Source organism: Hylemonella sp. P2_B10 (assembly GCF_056404875.1).
In genome coordinates this window covers 846723-864338 of sequence record NZ_JBFUDE010000002.1, presented here as the reverse complement: position 1 = coordinate 864338, position 17616 = coordinate 846723, and the positions used below count along the sequence as shown (strand labels likewise).

Annotated in this window: 14 protein-coding genes; 7 read left to right on the top strand and 7 right to left on the bottom strand. The window is 66.9% G+C overall.

The window, feature by feature from the left end:
* The first annotated feature begins 107 nt into the window (after positions 1 to 107).
* Together AC1DX2_RS11810 and AC1DX2_RS11805 are read left to right on the top strand one after the other, a co-directional pair.
* The gene (locus AC1DX2_RS11810) at positions 108 to 1304 is read left to right on the top strand and encodes a urate hydroxylase PuuD (protein ID WP_477196536.1); all 1197 of its coding nucleotides are present in this window, start codon (positions 108 to 110) and stop codon (positions 1302 to 1304) included.
* 61 nt (positions 1305 to 1365) lie between these two features.
* The gene (locus AC1DX2_RS11805; protein ID WP_477196535.1) at positions 1366 to 2382 is read left to right on the top strand and encodes a DUF2804 domain-containing protein; all 1017 of its coding nucleotides are present in this window, start codon (positions 1366 to 1368) and stop codon (positions 2380 to 2382) included.
* Positions 2383 to 2398: 16 nt separating this feature from the next.
* On the opposite strand, the gene AC1DX2_RS11800 is transcribed toward AC1DX2_RS11805, so the two are convergent.
* Positions 2399 to 2917, bottom strand: coding sequence for an SRPBCC family protein (locus AC1DX2_RS11800; RefSeq protein ID WP_477196534.1), 519 nt, complete (start codon positions 2915 to 2917; stop codon positions 2399 to 2401).
* Positions 2918 to 3019: 102 nt separating this feature from the next.
* Between AC1DX2_RS11800 and AC1DX2_RS11795 the strand changes: the two genes are divergently transcribed.
* Both AC1DX2_RS11795 and AC1DX2_RS11790 read left to right on the top strand, forming a co-directional pair.
* Complete coding sequence (locus AC1DX2_RS11795; RefSeq protein ID WP_477196533.1) at positions 3020 to 3256, top strand: hypothetical protein; 237 nt, start codon at positions 3020 to 3022, stop codon at positions 3254 to 3256.
* Positions 3253 to 4614 carry an NHL repeat-containing protein gene (locus AC1DX2_RS11790; protein ID WP_477196532.1) on the top strand — a complete coding sequence of 454 codons (1362 nt, stop codon included), beginning with the start codon at positions 3253 to 3255 and terminating at the stop codon, positions 4612 to 4614. Before AC1DX2_RS11795 ends, AC1DX2_RS11790 begins: the two co-directional genes overlap by 4 nt.
* Before the next feature lie 17 nt (positions 4615 to 4631).
* Here the strand turns inward: AC1DX2_RS11790 and AC1DX2_RS11785 are convergent, their stop codons facing one another.
* Genes AC1DX2_RS11785 through xdhA form a run of 3 tightly spaced genes read right to left on the bottom strand, consistent with a single transcriptional unit; the run spans position 4632 to position 8799 of the window.
* Positions 4632 to 4934 (bottom strand): putative signal transducing protein, encoded by a 303-nt coding sequence (locus AC1DX2_RS11785; protein WP_477196531.1) that lies wholly within the window; start codon positions 4932 to 4934, stop codon positions 4632 to 4634.
* Between the two features lie 8 nt (positions 4935 to 4942).
* Positions 4943 to 7312, bottom strand: a complete 2370-nt coding sequence (gene xdhB, locus AC1DX2_RS11780; protein WP_477196530.1) for a xanthine dehydrogenase molybdopterin binding subunit — start codon at positions 7310 to 7312, stop codon at positions 4943 to 4945.
* Positions 7309 to 8799, bottom strand: coding sequence for a xanthine dehydrogenase small subunit (gene xdhA, locus AC1DX2_RS11775; RefSeq protein ID WP_477196529.1), 1491 nt, complete (start codon positions 8797 to 8799; stop codon positions 7309 to 7311). The genes xdhB and xdhA overlap by 4 nt, the downstream gene beginning before the upstream one ends.
* A gap of 138 nt (positions 8800 to 8937) precedes the next feature.
* Here xdhA and AC1DX2_RS11770 point away from each other — a divergent pair, with 138 nt between their 5' ends.
* Together AC1DX2_RS11770 and guaD are read left to right on the top strand one after the other, a co-directional pair.
* Positions 8938 to 9984, top strand: coding sequence for an adenosine deaminase (locus tag AC1DX2_RS11770; protein ID WP_477196528.1), 1047 nt, complete (start codon positions 8938 to 8940; stop codon positions 9982 to 9984).
* 11 nt (positions 9985 to 9995) lie between these two features.
* A complete protein-coding gene (gene guaD / locus AC1DX2_RS11765; protein WP_477196527.1) occupies positions 9996 to 11315 on the top strand; it encodes a guanine deaminase in 1320 nt (439 codons plus the stop codon).
* 1 nt (position 11316) lies between these two features.
* Here guaD and AC1DX2_RS11760 read toward each other — a convergent pair whose 3' ends face one another.
* On the bottom strand, positions 11317 to 14235 hold the full coding sequence (locus tag AC1DX2_RS11760) for a sensor domain-containing protein (RefSeq protein ID WP_477196526.1): 2919 nt from the start codon (positions 14233 to 14235) through the stop codon (positions 11317 to 11319).
* A gap of 77 nt (positions 14236 to 14312) precedes the next feature.
* Between AC1DX2_RS11760 and dcd the strand changes: the two genes are divergently transcribed.
* Positions 14313 to 14879: a dCTP deaminase gene (dcd, locus tag AC1DX2_RS11755; RefSeq protein WP_477196525.1), complete on the top strand. Its 567-nt coding sequence runs from the start codon at positions 14313 to 14315 to the stop codon at positions 14877 to 14879.
* 25 nt (positions 14880 to 14904) lie between these two features.
* Here dcd and AC1DX2_RS11750 read toward each other — a convergent pair whose 3' ends face one another.
* Positions 14905 to 15819, bottom strand: coding sequence for a delta(1)-pyrroline-2-carboxylate reductase family protein (locus AC1DX2_RS11750; RefSeq protein WP_477196524.1), 915 nt, complete (start codon positions 15817 to 15819; stop codon positions 14905 to 14907).
* 43 nt (positions 15820 to 15862) lie between these two features.
* A complete protein-coding gene (locus AC1DX2_RS11745; protein WP_477196523.1) occupies positions 15863 to 17563 on the bottom strand; it encodes a sensor domain-containing diguanylate cyclase in 1701 nt (566 codons plus the stop codon).
* Between the last annotated feature and the right edge of the window lie 53 nt (positions 17564 to 17616).

The following is a 17616-nucleotide window of genomic DNA, read 5'->3' as shown; positions in this document are numbered from 1 at the left end:
AACCGTGGGGGCAAGGACTGGCACGGAATCTGCCTGTCCTGCTGCGGACGCTGGGCTTGTCCCTACACTTGGGCTGTTGCGAGAAAAACCTGACCACACGATAAAAAATGGAAAGCTACCTCCTCGACTGGGCCAACCTGCTGCTGCGCTGGCTGCACGTCATCACCGCCATCGCCTGGATAGGCGCGTCGTTCTATTTCGTCATGCTGGACAGCAGCCTGGAGCCGCCCAAGGACAAGGAATCGAAAGACAAGGGCGTGGGCGGCGAGCTGTGGGCAGTGCATGGTGGCGGCTTCTACAACTCGCAAAAATACCTGCTGGGCCCCAAAGTGCTGCCCGAGCACCTGCACTGGTCCTACTGGGAGAGCTATTCCACCTGGCTCAGCGGTTTTGCGCTGCTGTCGGTCAGCTACCTGTGGAACCCGAGCACCTACCTGATCGACAAATCGCGCATGGACTGGTCCGGCCCGGCCGCCGTGGTGGCGGCGCTGGCCTTCCTGGCGGTGTTCTGGCTGCTGTACGACGGCATCTGCCGCCTGTTTGGCCAGCGTGACCGGGTGGTGGGCGCGCTGGTGGCCCTGCTGGTGGCCGGGGCGGCCTGGCTGGCCTGCCAGTTGTTTGCCGGCCGCGCCGCTTTCGTGCTGGTGGGGGCGATGATGGCCACGTCCATGAGCCTGAACGTGTTCGCGTGGATCATCCCCGGCCAGCGCAAGAACGTGGCGGCCCTGCGCGCCGGCCAGCCGCTGGACCCGGTGCACGGCATACGCGGCAAGCAGCGCAGCGTGCACAACACCTACTTCACGCTGCCGGTGCTGTTTTCCATGCTCAGCGGCCATTACAGCTTCACCTACAGCCACCCGCACAACTGGCTGGTGCTGCTGGCCATGATGGCCGCCGGCGCGGCGATACGCCAGTTCTTCGTCGCCCGGCACCGCTACAAGCTGGGTCTGCTGCCCAACCCGCTGCCGTATGCGCTGGTCGGGGTGGCGTTGCTGGCGGTCGTTGTGGTGGCGCTGGCGCCCAGGGGTGAAGGGGTAGCGGTCAGCACCGCCAAGGCCGCCCCGGTGACTTACGCCAGCGTGCAGCCCATCCTGGCCCAGCGTTGCTACATGTGCCACGGCGAACAGGTGCAGATGAAGAACGTGCGGCTGGACACGCCCGCTGGCGTGACGACGCATGCGCAGGCGCTGTACCAGCAGGTGGTGGTGACCAAGGTCATGCCCTTGAACAACGCCACCGGCATCACCGATGCAGAGCGGGTGCAGATCAAGCGCTGGTTTGAGGCGGGGGCCCCTGCGGACTAGTACCCGTACGCCAAGGCATCCGCTACCATGGCGCGAATTACAAGGCAAATGAGGAGGGCGGGTGTACGAGAATTCAACCCAGGTGCTTGGCGCGCCGCCAGCGGCCAATGTGCTGGACGGTCAGCCGGCCACCGGCTGCTACGCCGGGTTGCTGCCCGTGTTCGACTGGCGCGGCATGACGGGGGAATTCCAGCGCTCGGCGCTGTGGCACCGGTTCCATCACAAGCGTTGGCAGTATGTGGCCGTGGGCAACGACGAGGTTTTCGTCGGCGTGGCCATCGTGGACCTGGGCTGGACCAGCACGGCGTTCGCTTACGCGTTCGACCGTGGCGCGCGACGGCTGCTGGCCAATGTCAGCCGCACCGGCTGGCCGGGTTGGGGCGCCCGCGTGGCCGATGGCCTGGGTGAGGGCAGCGCATCACGTTTTGGCGCGCCGGGTCTGCACATGGCGTTCACCGTCACCGGGCCAAAGCGGTACCAGTTGACGGTGACGGCCCGCAAACTCAGGCTTGACGCCGAACTGGACGCCAGCGACGCCGCGCCCATGCTGCTGGCGTTAGGCCCGATAGGGCGGGGCGGCTGCGCGCACGGCACGCAAAAGTCGTCGGCATTGCGCGTCAGCGGCAGCCTGCAAGCGCGTGGACGGGTGTTTGACCTGGCCGGTGCCACGGCGTCGCTGGACTACTCCAACGGCCTGCTGGCCCGCCATACGGCCTGGAAATGGGCCAGCGCGCACAGCCCGGAACTGGGCTTCAACCTGCAGCAGGGCTACTTTGCCGAACATGAGAACGTGCTGTGGCTGGACGGCCGGTTGATCAAGCTGGGCGCCGCACTGTTCGAATACGACCGGGCCCGTCCGCTGGCGTCGTGGCGGGTGTCCACCGACGACGGCCTGCTGAGCCTGAACTTCGTCCCCGAAGGCCTGCGCGCCGAGACCAAGAACCTGCTGGTGGCGTCCAGCCACTACGTGCAGCCCATAGGCCACTTTTCCGGCTGGGTGAAGGCGTCGCCGGACGCACCTGAAAGGCCGGTGACGCGGCTGCTGGGGGTGACCGAGGACCATCGGTCCAGGTGGTGACGCGGGTCGGACCCGGCTATTTGGGCTTGAACTTTGCCGCCAGCTTGTCCAGCGTGTACTGGTTGCCGCGCAGGAAGAATTCACGCATCTTTTGTGATTCCTCGTCGTCGGTGTAACCCAGCATGTGGATGGACACCTTGGTGCTGTTGGGCCCCAGCGGTTCGAAATAAACCACCGACCACACCGGCTTCCACGCCGTCGGGAACGGAAAACCCTTGGGTGGCTTGGCGATGCGCATGGAATACATCTTCAGCGGGTCATAGCTCAGCAGCTGGTTGTCGATGGTGGCGTCGTCGCCTATTGGGCCATCGGCCGCGTAGCGGGTGCGCAGCAAGCCGCCCAGGCGGAAATCCACCTCGGCCTTGGCCACCATCCAAGACTCCATGCCCTCCTTGGTGGTGAAGGCGTTCCAGGCGTCCTGGGCCGAGGCTGGCACCACCGCTTCGCTGTAGGCGCTGTTGGGCGCGGCCCGCGCCAGCGTTACGCCAAGCAGGATGGCCAGCGCCAGCAACAGGCGGTTGATTGGCGATTTCATCTAAGACTCCTCAGGGCAAAGTGAGTGCGGTGGCCGAAGTGGCGCCGCTGTTTTCGCTGCCGCTATTCTCGCGGCTTCGGCGATGCGGGCACAATGGGGGCGATGAAATCCAAACCCCGCTCCAGCGACTGGGCGCCCAAGGTCATGGCACTGATCAAGGGCGGCAACGTGGACGCGGCTTTGGCCCAGATCAAGGTGGCCCCCAGCGTCAAGGATTTGCAGCAGTTGCAAAAGGCGATGCTGGCCGCACCCATGCCGCCTGGCGCGCGGCATCTGGTGCCCTTGATCGAGGAACACCTGGCGCTGCTGTCAGCGCCGCGCTTGCACCGATCGCCATGAACCATCCCGGGCAGCGCGGGCGGCAGGCGCCGGCCAGCCGGCGTGGCGGTGGTAAAGCCGTGCTGGTGGGCGCCATGCTGGCCGTTGTAGCGGTATTGGCGGCGGTGGTGGGCGCGGGCTTCCTGTTTTACCGCGGTGTCACCGGCTCGCCGCCAGCGATGTCGGCCAGTGGGGGCGCGCCGTTGCGGACCATGGATTTGCGCACCGGCAGCCGCTACCTGCCGCCACCCAAGAATCCCTTCCAGGCTCCGCTGGTGCGCGAACTCCAACTGCCCCCGTTCGCCGACGCCACCAGTGTGTGGGGCGCGACCGGACGGGATGACGCCGGTGCCATTTGGGTGGGTGTCTCGGCGTCCCACGACGGTATGAGCGCGCATTTGATGCGCTATGACCCGGCAAAGGACCAATGGCAGGACCAGGGTGCGGTGGTGCAGCAGTTGCAGTCAGCAGGCTTGCACACGGCCGGTGCGGGCCAGGACAAGATCCATTCGAAAATCGTGCCGGCCGACGATGGCAAGCTGTATTTCACCTCCATGGACGAGGAGGGGGAAAGTGCCAGCAACGGGGTCAATCCGCGCTGGGGCGGCCACCTTTGGCGGGTGGATCCGCAAGGCGGTGCCTGGCAGCATCTGCTGGCCGCGCCTGAGGCGCTGGTCGCCGTGGCGGCCGGCGGCCGGTACATCTACGCGCTGGGCTATTGGGGGCACATGCTGTACCAATACGACAGCCAAACCGGCACCATCCGCAAGCTGGCGGTGGGCGCACCGGCCGGCCACATCTCGCGCAACCTGCTGGCCGACGGCAACGGCCACGTTTACGTGCCGCGTGTGCTGGGGCCGGAGCAGGGCGGTCCGCGCGCCGATCTGGTCGAGTATGACGAACGGCTGCAAGTGGTGGCCGCTACGCCCATGGAGCACTACTTTGGCAAGGAAAAACCGGCCGGCAACCACGGCATCGTCGGTCTGGCGTATCTGGCCGACGGCCGCATCGTTTTCACGACCCATACCGGCTACCTGTACGCCATCCAGCCAGCGCCGGCGGGCGCTGCCAAGCTGATGCCGGTGGGCTGGTTCCACCCGGACGGGGAGTCTTATGCCTCGTCTCTGTTCACTTTCACCGGCGGCAACTTGCTGGCCGGCGTGGCTTCGCGCGACGGCCAGTTCAAGTGGGTGGTGTTTGACCTGGCCACCCGCCATGCGTCGGCTTTCGACCTGGATCTGAAGGACTTGCGCAACGTGTTGTTGTACGGTTCGGTCACCCGCGACAATGCCGGCCGCTTCTACGTGGGGGGCTGGGCCAGCAAACCCGGTGGTGGTGGCAAACGCCCGCTGGTCTTACAGGTCAGCGCTACGCCCTGAACCGGCGCACCGCAGGGTCAGCGCGGCATCCAGGCGCCGCACTGCCAACACTGCTCGAAACCGCCTTCCACCAGCTCGCCGCAAACGCAGAACCAGCGGTGCTGAGGCACGTGCTGCAGGTCATGCAACAGCGTGCGCGCCCGCTCTTCCTGCTCCTGGTGGGTGATCCACACCTCGGGCAGGCACTGGTCGGGTGGCAGTTGGCCGGCCGCGCTGCCCAGGTACTGCCGCTGCACGCTGGCAGCAATGCCCTGCTGGGCCAGCGCGTCAGCCCACAGCGTGGCAATCACCAGATTGGGGGCTTGGGTCAGGCGCGGCATGGCCACCATCATGCCGCATGGATGGCGTGCAGCAGGTTTTCCGCCGTGGCCGGTGCCGTCAGGTGCGCCGGGGTGCGCGCGGCCGACGTGCCGGCGCTGGCCGCACGCGCATGGCTGACGGCGTCGCGCAGCGCCTCATAGACGCTGATGGCCAGCATCAGCGGCGGCTCGCCCACCGCCTTGCTGCCAAACACGTTGTCTTCGCGGTTGGGCTCGGGCCACAGGCTGACCTTGAAATGCGCCGGCGTGTCGCCGGTGGCGGGAATCTTGTAGGTGCTGGGGGCGTGGGTGGTCAGCAGGCCCTGGTCGTTCCACACCAGTTGTTCGGTGGTCAGCCAACCCATGCCCTGGATGAAGCCGCCTTCGATCTGGCCGACGTCCAGCGCCGGGTTGATGGAGCGGCCGACGTCGTGCAGGATGTCCACTTTCAGCACCCGGCTCTCGCCGGTCAGCGTGTCCACCACCACCTCGGTGCAGGCGGCGCCATAGGCGAAATAGTAGAACGGCCGGCCGGTCAGCGTGGTCTTGTCGTAGTGGATCTTGGGCGTGCGGTAAAAACCGTCGCTCCACAGCTGGATGCGGTTGGCATAGGCGGCCTGCACCACGGCGTCAAAGTTGCGCACGCTCTTGGGCGTGGTCACCTGGCCGTTGGCAAACGTCACCGCGCCGGCGCCGCAGCCGTCCAGCCCGCAGACGAACTGCGCCAGGTTGTCGCGCACGTGGCGGGCGGCAAACTGTGCGGCGCGGGCGTTCAGGTCGGTGCCGGCCGACGCGGCAGTGGCCGAGGCATTGGGCACCTTGCTGGTGTCGCTGGCGGTGGACAGCACGCGCGACAAGGGGATGCCCAGCTCGTCGGCCACGATCTGCGCCACCTTGGTGTGCAGGCCCTGGCCCATCTCGGTGCCGCCGTGGTTGACCTGCACGCTGCCGTCCAGGTACACGTGCACCAGCGCGCCGGCCTGGTTGAACAGCGTGGCGGTGAACGAGATGCCGAACTTCACCGGCGTGATGGCCATGCCGCGCTTGAGCACGCTGCTGCCAGCGTTCCACAGCGCCAGTGCACGTTGGCGTTCACGGTAGTCGCTGCTTTCCTCCAGTCGGTGCAGCAACGGCTGCAGGATGTTGTCTTCCACCCGCATCTGGTAGTGGGTGGTGTTGCGCGGCTGGGCCGGCGCGCCGCTGCGTGCGGCGGTCAACTCTTCGCTGTAGAGGTTGCGCTGGCGCACATCCAGCGGGTCCAGGCCCAGGTGGCGGGCGATGTCGCCCATGATGGTCTCTATCACCATCATGCCCTGCGGGCCGCCGAAGCCACGAAAGGCGGTGTGGCTCTGCGTGTTGGTCTTGCAGCGGTACGAGGTGATGGCCACGTCTTCCAGGAAGTAGGCGTTGTCGCTGTGGAAGATGGCGCGGTCGGCCACCGGGCCGCTCAAGTCGGCGCTGAAACCGCAGTTCACCGCCATGGTCAGGTCCAGGCCGCTGAGCAGTCCGCTGTTGTCAAAGCCCACGCGGTAGCGGTAGTGGAACGGGTGGCGTTTGCCGGTGACCATGAAGTCGTCGTCACGGTCCAGCCGCAGCTTCACTGGCCGGCCCAGCTTGGCCGCCGCCACGGCGGCCCACACTGCCAGGTGGCCGGCCTGGGTTTCCTTGCCGCCAAAGCCGCCGCCCATGCGCCGGCATTCCACCCGCACCGCGTGGTTGTCCACGCCCAGCGCGTGCGCCACCCAGTGCTGCACCTCGCCCGGGTGCTGGGTGCTGGAATACACCAGCCACTGGTTCTGCTCCTGCGGCAGCGCATAGGCCACCTGGCCTTCCAGGTAGAAATGCTCCTGGCCGCCGACGTCCAGCTCGCCGCTCAGGGTGTGGGGGGCGCGTTGGAGCGCCTGGGTGGCGTCGCCGCGTTTCACCACCACCGGCGCCAGCACGAAGTTTTTGGCCGCCAGCGCTTCTTGCGGCGTCAGGATGGCCGGCAGGCGCTCTATGTCGAGCTTCACCTTGCGGGCGGCGCGGCGTGCCTGCATCACGCTGTCGGCCACCACCAGGCCCACCACCTGGCCGACGAACTGCACGGTGCCACGGGCGAAGATGGGCTCGTCGCCAATGAAGCTGGCCAGCATGGCGTGGCCGGGAATGTCTGCTGCCAGCACCACGCCACGCACACCGGGAAGGGCCAGCGCGGGGGCCGCATCCACGCCCAGCAGCTTGCCGTGCGCCACGTTGGACAGGATGGGCGCCGCATGCAGCGTGCCCTTGACCTCGGGGATGTCGTCCACATACACCGCATTGCCGGTGACGTGGGCCACCGCGCTCTCGTGCGGCGTGGAGATGCCGGCGGCCTGCTTGGCCGTCTCGGTGGAGGTTGGGGTGAGGGGATCTCTCATGCGGCCTCCCGTTCCAGGTGGAAGGATTCCAGGTTGATGCCCTGCTGGCCCTGGCTTTCCAGCCAGAAGCGCTGCCATAGGTTGCCCAGCACCTGCTGGCGGTAGCCGGCGCTGGCGCGCATGTCGGAAATCGGCTGGAATTCGGCGCGCAAGGCGGCCATGGCGCGCTGCACCGCAGCGGGGTTCCAGGCCTGGCCGCGCAGCGCGGCTTCGGTCTTGCGGGCACGCACTGGCGTGGCGGCCACGCCACCCACACCGATGGAAGCCTCCACCACCTGCTGGCCGTCCAGCTGCAGGCGGATGGCCAGACAGATGGCGGAGATGTCGTCATCGAAACGCTTGGACAGCTTGTAGACGCGGCTGAACTCGCCCGCTGTGGGCTTGGGCACCTTGATCCAGGCCAGCACCTCGTCGGCGGCGATGATGTTCTTGCGGTAGCCGGTGTACAGCGCATCCAGCGGCAACTCGCGGTGGCCGCGCTGGCTCATCAGCACCACGTTGGCGCCCAGCGAGATCAGCAGCGGCATGGAGTCGCCAATCGGCGAGCCGTTGGCCACGTTGCCGCCCATCGTGCCGGCGTTGCGCACCGGCAGGCCGGCAAAGCGGGCGGCAAAGGCGTGCAATTGCGGCCGGTCGTGCTCCAGCGCGGCGAAGGCCTGGGTCAGCGACACCGCCGCGCCAATGGCGATGTGGTGCGGGTAGCGTTCCACCCGGCGCAACTCGCGCACCTTGGTCACGTCCAGCACCTTGGCGAACTGCATGTGCTGCTTGGTCACCCACAGGCCCACATCGGTGCAGCCGGCCACCAGCTGGGCGTCGGGGTGGGTGGCGCGGGCCGACAGCAGGCCGCTCAGCGTGCGCGGCGCCAGGTAGGCACCATTGCCGTCGGACGCCCGGGGGCCGGCGAGGCTGCCCGGGTTGATGCCGGGATTGATGCGCTTGAGCTTGTGCAGCAGGTCAGTCTCATTCACCTGCGCCGGCGGCAGGCTGGCCATGGTTTGCGCGGCGTCCAGGATGGGGCGATAGCCGGTGCAGCGGCACAGGTTGCCCGACAGTTCCTCTTGCGCCAGCTCGCGCGTGATGGCGCGGCCCTGGCAGACATGGTTCTGGTACATGCCGAACAGGCTCATGACAAAGCCTGGCGTGCAAAAGCCGCATTGGCCGCCGTGGCACTGCACCATGGCGGCCTGGGCCGGGTGCAGGCGGCCATTGGCGCCGGCCAGGTCCTGCACCGTCCACAGCGCCAGGCCGTCCACCGCATGCGCCATGCTGATGCAGGCGTTGACGGCGCGAAAGCGTAACTGGCCATCCACCGCTTCGCCCAGCACCACGGTGCAGGCGCCGCAATCCCCCTCGCCGCAGCCCTCTTTGGTGCCTGTGCAACCCAGGTCCTCGCGCAACAGCTCCAACAAGGTGCGCTCGGGCGGTACCTGGTCCAGTGCCACGATGTCTCCGCGACGTATGAATTGAATGGTATGGCTGGTCATGCTGTATTGTCGCGCGCTTGGGTTGTGCGTCTCAAGGGTAAACTAAAGCGAGGTCTGGTGGCGGTGGCCTGGTATTTGCGAGCAAGAACGATACCAATAGGATGCCGGCCGACCGTTTCACAGCAGGAGAGAACACGCATGCAACGCAACTTAGTCAAACCCGTGGCGGCAGACCGCCTGCCCGAACTGCTCAAACGCATGCCCAAGGCCGAACTGCACATGCACATAGAGGGCTCACTGGAGCCCGAGCTGATCTTCGAGGCCGGCCGGCGCAATGGCGTGCAACTGGCCTATCCCAGCGTGGAGGCGTTGCGCGGCGCCTATGTGTTCAACAACCTGCAAAGCTTCCTGGATATCTACCACATCGGCACCACGGTGCTGCGCACCGAGCAGGATTTCTACGACATGACGCACGCCTACCTGGCGCGCGCCGCCGCCGACAACGTGCTGCACACCGAGATTTTCTTCGACACCCAGACCCACACCGCCCACGGCCTGTCCGTGGACACGGTGATCAATGGCCTGCACCGCGCCTGCGCCGACGCCCCCCGGGACTTCGGCATGACGGCCTCGCTGATCCTGTGCTTCCTGCGCCATCTGAGCGAGGAGGAGGCTTTTGAGGTGTTGGAGCAGGCGCTGCCGTTTCGCGACAAGATCGTGGGCATCGGCCTGGCCTCCAGCGAGGTGGGCCACCCGCCGGAGAAATTCCAGCGCGTGTTCGCGCGCTGCAAGGAGCTGGGTTTCCGCCTGGTTGCGCACGCCGGCGAAGAGGGGCCGCCTTCCTACATCTGGGGCGCGCTGGACCTGTTGAAGGTGGAGCGCATCGACCATGGCGTGCAGGCCATCAAAGACGCCGCGCTGATGCAGCGCCTGGCCCAGGACCAGATTGCACTGACGGTGTGCCCGCTGTCCAACCTGAAGCTCAAGGTGTTCCCCACGCTGGCGCAGCACACCATTGGCCGCATGCTGGAAGCCGGGATCAAGGTGACCATCAATTCCGACGATCCGGCCTATTTCGGCGGCTACATGAACGAGAACTTCACTCAGACCTTTGCCGCCCTGGGCCTGGGTGCGCAGCAGGCCTACGACATGGCGTTCAACAGCTTCGATGCCAGCTTCATCGATGCCGCCGCCAAGCGGGCCTATATGGACCGGCTCAACGAGGTGTTCGAGACCTTTCACTGATTGCGCACAGCATGAGCAGCCTGAAGGCGTATTCGGCCGCATTGCTGCGCTTCGCGCCGGACCGGCCACCGGCTTCCTCGGCGATTTACGACCAGGACGGTCTGCTGGTGGTGGGGCCGGGACCCGATGGCCGTCAACTGGTGCAGGCCGCTGGCCCGGCGCGCGAGATCGCGCCGCTGTACCCCGGCGTGCCCGTCACGGCACTGCCCGGGCGCATCATCGCGCCCGGCTTTGTCGATCTGCACATCCACTTCCCGCAAACCGACGTCATCGGTTCGCCGGCCGACGGCCTGCTGCCCTGGCTCGAGAACTACACCTTCCCGCAGGAAACCCGTTTTGCCTCCGCCGAGCACAGCGCGCAGACCGCTGCCTTCTTCCTCGACGAGCTGCTGCGCCATGGCGTTACCACCGCGTTGACTTTTGCCACCTCGCATGTGGAGTCCGTCAATGCCTTGTTTGCCGAAGCGCAAGCCCGCCGCCTGCGGCTGATCACCGGCAAGTGCCTGATGGACCGCCATGCCCCCGATGGCGTGCGCGACGACACTGAACAAAGCCTGATCGACACCGAAGCGCTGTTGCAGCGTTGGCACGGTGTGGACCGCCTGGGCTATGCCATCACGCCGCGCTTTGCACCCAGCTGCACCGAAGCACAGTTGCGCGGAGCCGGGGAACTGGCGGCCAAATACCCCGATGTGTGGATACAGTCCCACGTGGCCGAGAACAAGGACGAAATCGCCTGGGCGCGCGAATTGTTCCCCGCTTCGCGCAGTTACCTGGCCACCTATGCCGACTTCGGCCTGATGCGCGAGCGCGCCATTTACGCCCACTGCATCCATTTCGACGACGACGACCGTGCGCTGATGCGCGCCACCGGCGCTGCCGCCGCCGTCAGCCCCACCAGCAACCTGTTTCTGGGCAGCGGCTTTTTCGACTATGCCGGTGCCGAGCGCATGGGCTTCAAATTTGGCCTGGCCAGCGATGTGGGTGGCGGCACCAGCTTCTCGCCCTTCCACACCATGTTGGCGGCCTATTACGTGGGCCGCGAAGGGCAGACCAAGACCGGGCTGTCGTTGCCGCCGCAACACCTGTGGTGGCAGCACACGCTGGGCGCGGCGCAGGCGCTGGGGCTGGATGGGCGTGGTGGCCGGCCCGCCATAGGCAGCCTGCAACCCGGCAGCGAGGCCGACTTCGTGGTGCTGAACCCTGCCGCCACGCCGCTGCTGGCGCGCAAGACGGCGCAAGCCAGCAGCCTGGACGAACTGCTGTTCGCGCTCATCGTGCTGGGTGACGACCGGCTGATAGAGCAGACGGTGGTGTCGCAGGCGCTGTAACTCAGTGCAGCGTGGTGGTGGACGCCAGCGCAATGCTGTCCAACGGCCCGGGCCGGCTGAACAGGTAGCCCTGGAACGCCTTGCAACCCGCACGCTGCAGAAAGTCGCGCTGGCCGGTGGTTTCGACGCCCTCGGCCACCACGGCCAGGTCCAGGCTGTTGGCCAGCGTCAGGATGGTGCGGGCGATGGCCGCATCGTTGGGGTCGGTCAGCACATCGCGCACGAACGACTGGTCGATTTTCAGCTGGTCCAGCGGCAGGCGCTTGAGGTAGCTCAGCGACGAGTAGCCGGTGCCGAAGTCGTCCAGCGCGAAGCTCACGCCTATGGAGCGCAACTCGGTCATCTTCTGGATGGCGTCATTGATGTCGGCCAGCAACAGGCTTTCGGTCAGCTCCAGCTTCAGGCGGTAGGGGTTGGCGCCGGTCTGGCGCAGCAGCGCCAGGATCTGGCGCGCGAACTCGGGGTGGCGGAACTGGCGCGCACTGACATTGACGGCAATGCTCAGGGAGCGCGTGGCCGGCGAGCCGTTCCAGCCCACCAGCTGTGCGCAGGCCGTCTCCAGCACCCATTGGCCCAGGCCCAGGATCAGGCCGGACTGCTCGGCCAGCGCGATGAACTCGCCCGGCGACACCAGGCCGCGTTGCGGGTGCCGCCAGCGCAGCAAGGCCTCCACGCCGGTGACGCGGCTGTGTTCGTCCACCACCGACTGGTAATACAGCAGCAGTTCCTGGCGCTGCAGGCACTGGCGCAGGTCGGCCTCCATGGCGGCGCGCGCGCTGGCGGCGGCCTGCATGTCGGGGTCGAAGAAGCGCAGCGTGTTGCGCCCCGCCGCCTTGGCCTGGTACATGGCCAGGTCGGCGCGCTTGAGCAACTCGTCCACACCCTGCGCCTGGTCGTTGAACAGCGTCATGCCTATGCTGGGTGAACTGTGGTGCTCTTGGCCGGCCAGCTCGAAATGCTGGTTCAACGCGCTGAGGATCTTCTTGCCCACGCTCTCGGCCTGCTGCCCGGCCTCCAGTGGTGAGCTGCTGAGCTCTTCCAGCATCACCACGAACTCATCACCGCCCAGCCGCGCCACCGTGTCGACCTCGCGCACACAGCCGCCCAGCCGCTGTGCCACCTGGCGCAGCAGTTGGTCGCCCATGTCGTGGCCCAGGGTGTCGTTCAGCGTCTTGAAGTTGTCCAGGTCGATGAACAACAGCGCACCATGGCTGGCGCGACGGCTGCTTCCCGCCAGCGCGGTCTTCAACCTGTCTATCAGCAGGCGGCGGTTGGGCAGGCCGGTCAGCGCATCGTAGAACGCCAGGCGCTCGATCTCGCGTTCGGCGCGCTTGCGCTCGGTGATGTTGCGCCCGACGCCGCGGTAGCCGCCAAAAACCCCCTGCTCGTCGAAGATGGGTGTGCCGCTGAGCGCGATCCACAGTTGCTGTTCGCCCTGGCCCTGGATGTGCAGCTCCAGTTCCCGAAACGGCTTGCGCGCCTGCAGGTCCAGGCGGTGCAGGGTCCAGTCTGTTTCGGCCATGTTCAGCGCGCGAATTTCCCAGGGCGTCTTGCCCAGGTAGGGCCGCATGGGCTCGCCAGGGACCTGGAAGCCACTGTTGTCCACCGGCAAGAAGCGGTGTTCGGGGTCCTGCTCCCAATACCAGTCTGAGGACAGCTCGGTCAGGCTGCGAAAGCGCGCCTCGCTGTGCTGCAAGGCCTGCTGGGCCTTGAAGTAGTCGCTCATGTCGGTGTAGGTGCGCACCATGCCGCCCGAGGGCAATTGCAGGGTTTTCACCTCCAGCACGCTGCCTGAACGGGTCTGGCGCACATAGCTCTGGGGCGGCGGGTCACTGCCGCCCAACTCGCTGGAGTTGCGTACCCGCTCTTCGAACCACCCCAGCTTGTCGCCAAAGTCGCCGCGCTGCAGCTGGAAGGCGACGACCTGCTCCATGGTGGGGTTGTCCACAAACAGCGACTCCGGCAGTTCCAGCAACTCCAGGAAGCGGTTGTTGGCCACGTTCAGGTGGCCGTCGGCGTCCACGCGGATGATGCCCTGGCTGATGCTGTCCAGCGTGATGCGCAGGTCCTGCGTCCTTTGCTCCAGCAGTTCGCTGGTTTTGGTCAGCTCCAGCTCAATGCGCTTGTGCTCGCTGATGTCCTGGATGGTGCCCCAGATGCGCACGCGCCGGCCGCTGCGGAATTCGGTCTGTCCCTGCACCTTGGTCCACACCCGTCGCCCCTTGCCGGTGACCAGTTCCACCTCGCGGCTCCAGGCGTGGCCCTGCTGGTTGAAGCGGGCGATGTCCGTCTTCACTTCCTCGCGCGTCTCTTCGGCGTAGAAGTTGCTGACATTCTTGATCGTTGGCGTGAAATCGTCCGGCACCTCATGGATGCGCCGCGTCTCGGCGTCCCAGAACACCTCATGCGTCTCCATGTCCAGCAGCCAGCCGCCCACGCTGGCCATCTGACAGACACGCTCGGCCACCACCAGGCTGCCGCGCAGACGCTTCATGTGCCAGGCGCGCCGCCGCACTTGGGCCAGCAGCGCCGGCAGCAGCCGCAGGTAGCTGCCTTGCGCATCCAGCGCCAGGCAGCCGCCCAGGTCCAGTGCCAGCGCCTGGCCCATGGCGCCTTCTTGGCCGGGTGGGAACACGGCCACTAGCGTTTCCGGCGCCACCAGCGCGGCCAAGTCGACCAGTGGGGTCAGGAAAGCGTCGCTGTCGCCAGCCACCAGCGGTGGCAGCGCCAGCACCGCATCGGCCGACCGGGAGGCCAGCTGCAGGCGTGCAGCGGCCACATAAGGCGCCTGGCTGATGTGCCAGGCTGGCAAGGGCAGCAGCGCCAGCGCCTGTGCCACTTGCTGGCGCACCGCGTCATCACCTCCCACCACCAACAGGTGGGCGTGGACCGGCGAGGCGGGCGGTGTCTGGGGCGGCATAGGGTGAGCCGTGAGGTTGGCCTATTATGCTGTCCGCCCTGCCTACAATGCGCAAGATTCAGGAAGAAAGCAGCACCATGACCATCAAGAGCGACAAATGGATACGCCGCATGGCCGAAAGCACCGGGATGATAGAGCCCTTCGAGCCGGGGCAGATCCGCGAGCGCGAAGGCAACCGCATCATCAGCTACGGCACCAGCAGCTACGGCTATGACATCCGCTGCGCGCCAGAGTTCAAGGTCTTCACCAACATCCACAGCACCGTGGTGGATCCGAAGAATTTTGATGAAAAGAGCTTCGTCGACTTCCATGATGACGTCTGCATCATCCCGCCCAACAGTTTTGCGCTGGCGCGCACGATGGAGTACTTCCGCATCCCGCGCAATGTGCTGACCATCTGCCTGGGCAAGAGCACCTATGCGCGTTGCGGCATCATCGTCAACGTGACGCCGTTCGAGCCCGAGTGGGAAGGCTATGTGACGCTGGAGTTTTCCAACACCACGCCGCTGCCGGCCAAGATCTACGCTGGTGAGGGCTGCGCCCAGGTGCTGTTCTTCGAGAGCGACGAGGTCTGCGAAACCTCCTACAAGGACCGCGGTGGCAAGTACCAGGGCCAGCGCGGCGTGACGCTGCCCAAGGCCTGAGGGCTGTACGCACCTCGGTGCTGACCTAGATCAGCCCTTGCATGGCGAGTCGTGCGGCCGCCAGGTCCCAGCCGGCCCAGCCGCAGCTCTTGAACAGCACCGGGCCGGTCTTCCCCTGCTGACTTTGGCGCAGCACGTCGCCCAGCGTGGGATAGGACCGCACGTCCAGGCCGGCTTGCAGCAGGTCGCCAGCCTCATGCGTTGCATCCTCGGTGTCCAGCACGATGCGACCCTGCTGGTCAACGTGCCGGCACAGGGCTGGAGCGAGTTCCACCATGGCAGGTGTGAAGGCACCCACGGCCACCAGCAAGCCATGCTCGCCCGGTGGCGCGTGCAGCACCACGCCGTTGGCGGGTGTGCAGGTGACCACCAGCGGGCAGTGTGGTACCCACGCGTTGGCGTCTGGCACGCCCTCGGCCCGCAGGCCCAGTGCCTGTGCGTGCTGCACCAGGCGCTTGGCACTGGCCGCGCTGCGCGAGGCGACGAAGACCTCGCGCACGCCCAGGCCCTGGGCGAAGGCTTCCAGATGCGCCAGCCCCTGCACGCCGGCACCCACGATGAGCAGCGGCCCCGCCGGCCGGGTCGCCAGATTCCGTGCCGCCAACAGCGACACCGCCGCCGTGCGCCGGGCCGTGACCGTGGGGCCGTGCAGCAGCAGCCGGCGCTCGCCGCTGGCAACGTCGAACACCACCACGTCACCCTGTATCGTGGGCCGGCCGCTGCCGGTATTGGCGGGGGTGAAAGAGATCAGCTTGGCCATGGCCACGCGCGCATCGGCGGCCGGCATCACGAACAGGCTGGCATTACCGGCCAGCGGCTGTACCAGGCGCGGGGGCACCTGCACCGAATCGTCGGCCAGCAGGCGGGCGATTTCGTCAGCCAGCGCCGGGTAGGGCAGCAGCGCGGCAGTCGCCGCCGCGTCCAGCACACGGCCGCTCATGCGCTGCCGCTCCTGGCGGTCCAGTTGCTCCTGGCTTGGGCGTTCATTCCAGCGGCGCCACGCAGACGCGGTTGCGGCCTGAGCCCTTGGCCTGGTACAGCGCCTCGTCGGCATGCCGCAGCAGCGCCGCCGCATCGCTCATGCCCGGTGCCGTGGTGGCCACGCCGGCGCTGATGGTGAAGCTGCCGTACGCCGGGTCGCTGTGTGCGGCCACGGTCTGGATCAGCGCGGTGGCGGTGGCCAACGCGCCCTCGGGGCCGGTGTCGGGCAGCATCACCACGAATTCCTCGCCGCCCAGGCGGCCCACCACGTCGGATGTGCGCAGCCGCTCGGGGAGCATCCTGCCCAGGTATTTCAACACCTCGTCACCGACATCGTGGCCGAAGTTGTCGTTGATGCGCTTGAAATGGTCCACGTCCAGCATGACGACGCTCAGCGGGCGGCCGCTGCGCAGCGCCAGCGGCATGGCCGCCTTCAGGTGGGCACCAAAGCCGCGCCGGTTCAGCAGGCCGGTCAGCGGGTCGCTGCGTGCCAGCACATCCAGTTCGCGGTTGGCGGCCTCCAGCTCGCGCGTGCGCTCACGCACCTGGGCTTCCATCTCCTCGTTGGCCTGCAACAGGTGGCGGGTGGTGCTTTGCAGCGCCGAGGACAGTGCGCGCACTTCCGGGCTGCTGTCGTAGACCGGAATGTCGGCGCCCTTGCCAGTGTCGGTCCGCACCCCGCGCACCGCGCCGGTGATGGCACGCAAGTCGCTGGAGAGGCGGCCCGCCGCCAGCAGGGCCAGCACGGCCGCCAGCAACGCCATCACCAGGCCCACCCCTGTCGCCTGGGCCACCGCCAGGTTGGCGCTCTGGAACGCCTTGTCCTCCGGTTGGCGCACCACCACGTACCAGCCCAGGTCGCTGGCCAGGCTGCGCGCCTCCATGCGCACCACCGCGGTCAGGTACCGCTGGCCGTCCTGCCAGGCCACCACTGTGGCCAGCGGGCCGCCAGGCAGCTCGGCGTTGTTGGGTCGGAAGGGCAGTTGCTGGCCGGCGCTGTTGAGCCTGTCCATCTCGCCCTGCGGCGCATAGATGACCTTGCCGGCGCGGTCGAAGATGTAGGCGGCCTGCTGCTGTTCGCTGGCGTTCACGGGCAGCATCGCCTGGGCCACCTGATGGGCCCAATCCCAGCCGCCATGGATGCCCAGCACACCTTGCAGCTTGCCATCCACCACGATGGGGGCGGCGAAATCCACGAAGCGCAGCGGCTCGCCGGTAACCGAGGGCGGCAGGATGGCAGCCAGCAGCTTGGCCGGGTGCACGTCGCCCACCCACAGGCCCTTCTGGGCGGCGACAAACCAGGGGCGTTCGTGCACATCCTGGTTCAGCAGCACATCGTTGACGGCCAGGCGCACCTTGCCTTGCAGATCGGCCACGCCTATCCAGGCGCTGTTGGGCTGCACCGCGTGGGTGCGCGCCAGCGCCTGCCTGGCCGCAGGGGAATCCAGGCCGTTCTCCCACAGTGCCTTGGCCTCTGCCAGCACCTGGACTTCCCGGCTGCCGTCGAACAGCCCGTCGGCCATCATCTTGGCGGTGTTGCGGGCCACCACGTGCAGCGACTCGGCCGCGCGCAACTGGATCTGCTGTTTCAGCATCTCCCCCAGCACCACCGACAACGCGGCCGTCAGCACCACCACCAGGCCACCGAACACCAGCGCGATCTGGGTGCGCAGGCTGAATGCGGAAAATTTCGGAAAACGCATACCGGGAAGATAACCGCAAAAGCCGGTAGGTGTCGCCCGTCCACGCGGAGTAC

What these genes read in the sequence shown, in the direction of transcription:
- AC1DX2_RS11790 (WP_477196532.1), top strand. Translation starts at nt 3,253, where the DNA reads ATGAACCATCCCGGGCAGCGCGGGCGGCAGGCGCCGGCCAGCCGGCGT.
- xdhB (WP_477196530.1), bottom strand. Translation starts at nt 7,312, where the DNA reads ATGAGAGATCCCCTCACCCCAACCTCCACCGAGACGGCCAAGCAGGCC.
- AC1DX2_RS11760 (WP_477196526.1), bottom strand. Translation starts at nt 14,235, where the DNA reads ATGCCGCCCCAGACACCGCCCGCCTCGCCGGTCCACGCCCACCTGTTG.
- AC1DX2_RS11785 (WP_477196531.1), bottom strand. Translation starts at nt 4,934, where the DNA reads ATGCCGCGCCTGACCCAAGCCCCCAATCTGGTGATTGCCACGCTGTGG.
- AC1DX2_RS11745 (WP_477196523.1), bottom strand. Translation starts at nt 17,563, where the DNA reads ATGCGTTTTCCGAAATTTTCCGCATTCAGCCTGCGCACCCAGATCGCG.
- AC1DX2_RS11800 (WP_477196534.1), bottom strand. Translation starts at nt 2,917, where the DNA reads ATGAAATCGCCAATCAACCGCCTGTTGCTGGCGCTGGCCATCCTGCTT.
- AC1DX2_RS11750 (WP_477196524.1), bottom strand. Translation starts at nt 15,819, where the DNA reads ATGAGCGGCCGTGTGCTGGACGCGGCGGCGACTGCCGCGCTGCTGCCC.
- guaD (WP_477196527.1), top strand. Translation starts at nt 9,996, where the DNA reads ATGAGCAGCCTGAAGGCGTATTCGGCCGCATTGCTGCGCTTCGCGCCG.
- AC1DX2_RS11795 (WP_477196533.1), top strand. Translation starts at nt 3,020, where the DNA reads ATGAAATCCAAACCCCGCTCCAGCGACTGGGCGCCCAAGGTCATGGCA.
- xdhA (WP_477196529.1), bottom strand. Translation starts at nt 8,799, where the DNA reads ATGACCAGCCATACCATTCAATTCATACGTCGCGGAGACATCGTGGCA.
- AC1DX2_RS11810 (WP_477196536.1), top strand. Translation starts at nt 108, where the DNA reads ATGGAAAGCTACCTCCTCGACTGGGCCAACCTGCTGCTGCGCTGGCTG.
- dcd (WP_477196525.1), top strand. Translation starts at nt 14,313, where the DNA reads ATGACCATCAAGAGCGACAAATGGATACGCCGCATGGCCGAAAGCACC.
- AC1DX2_RS11770 (WP_477196528.1), top strand. Translation starts at nt 8,938, where the DNA reads ATGCAACGCAACTTAGTCAAACCCGTGGCGGCAGACCGCCTGCCCGAA.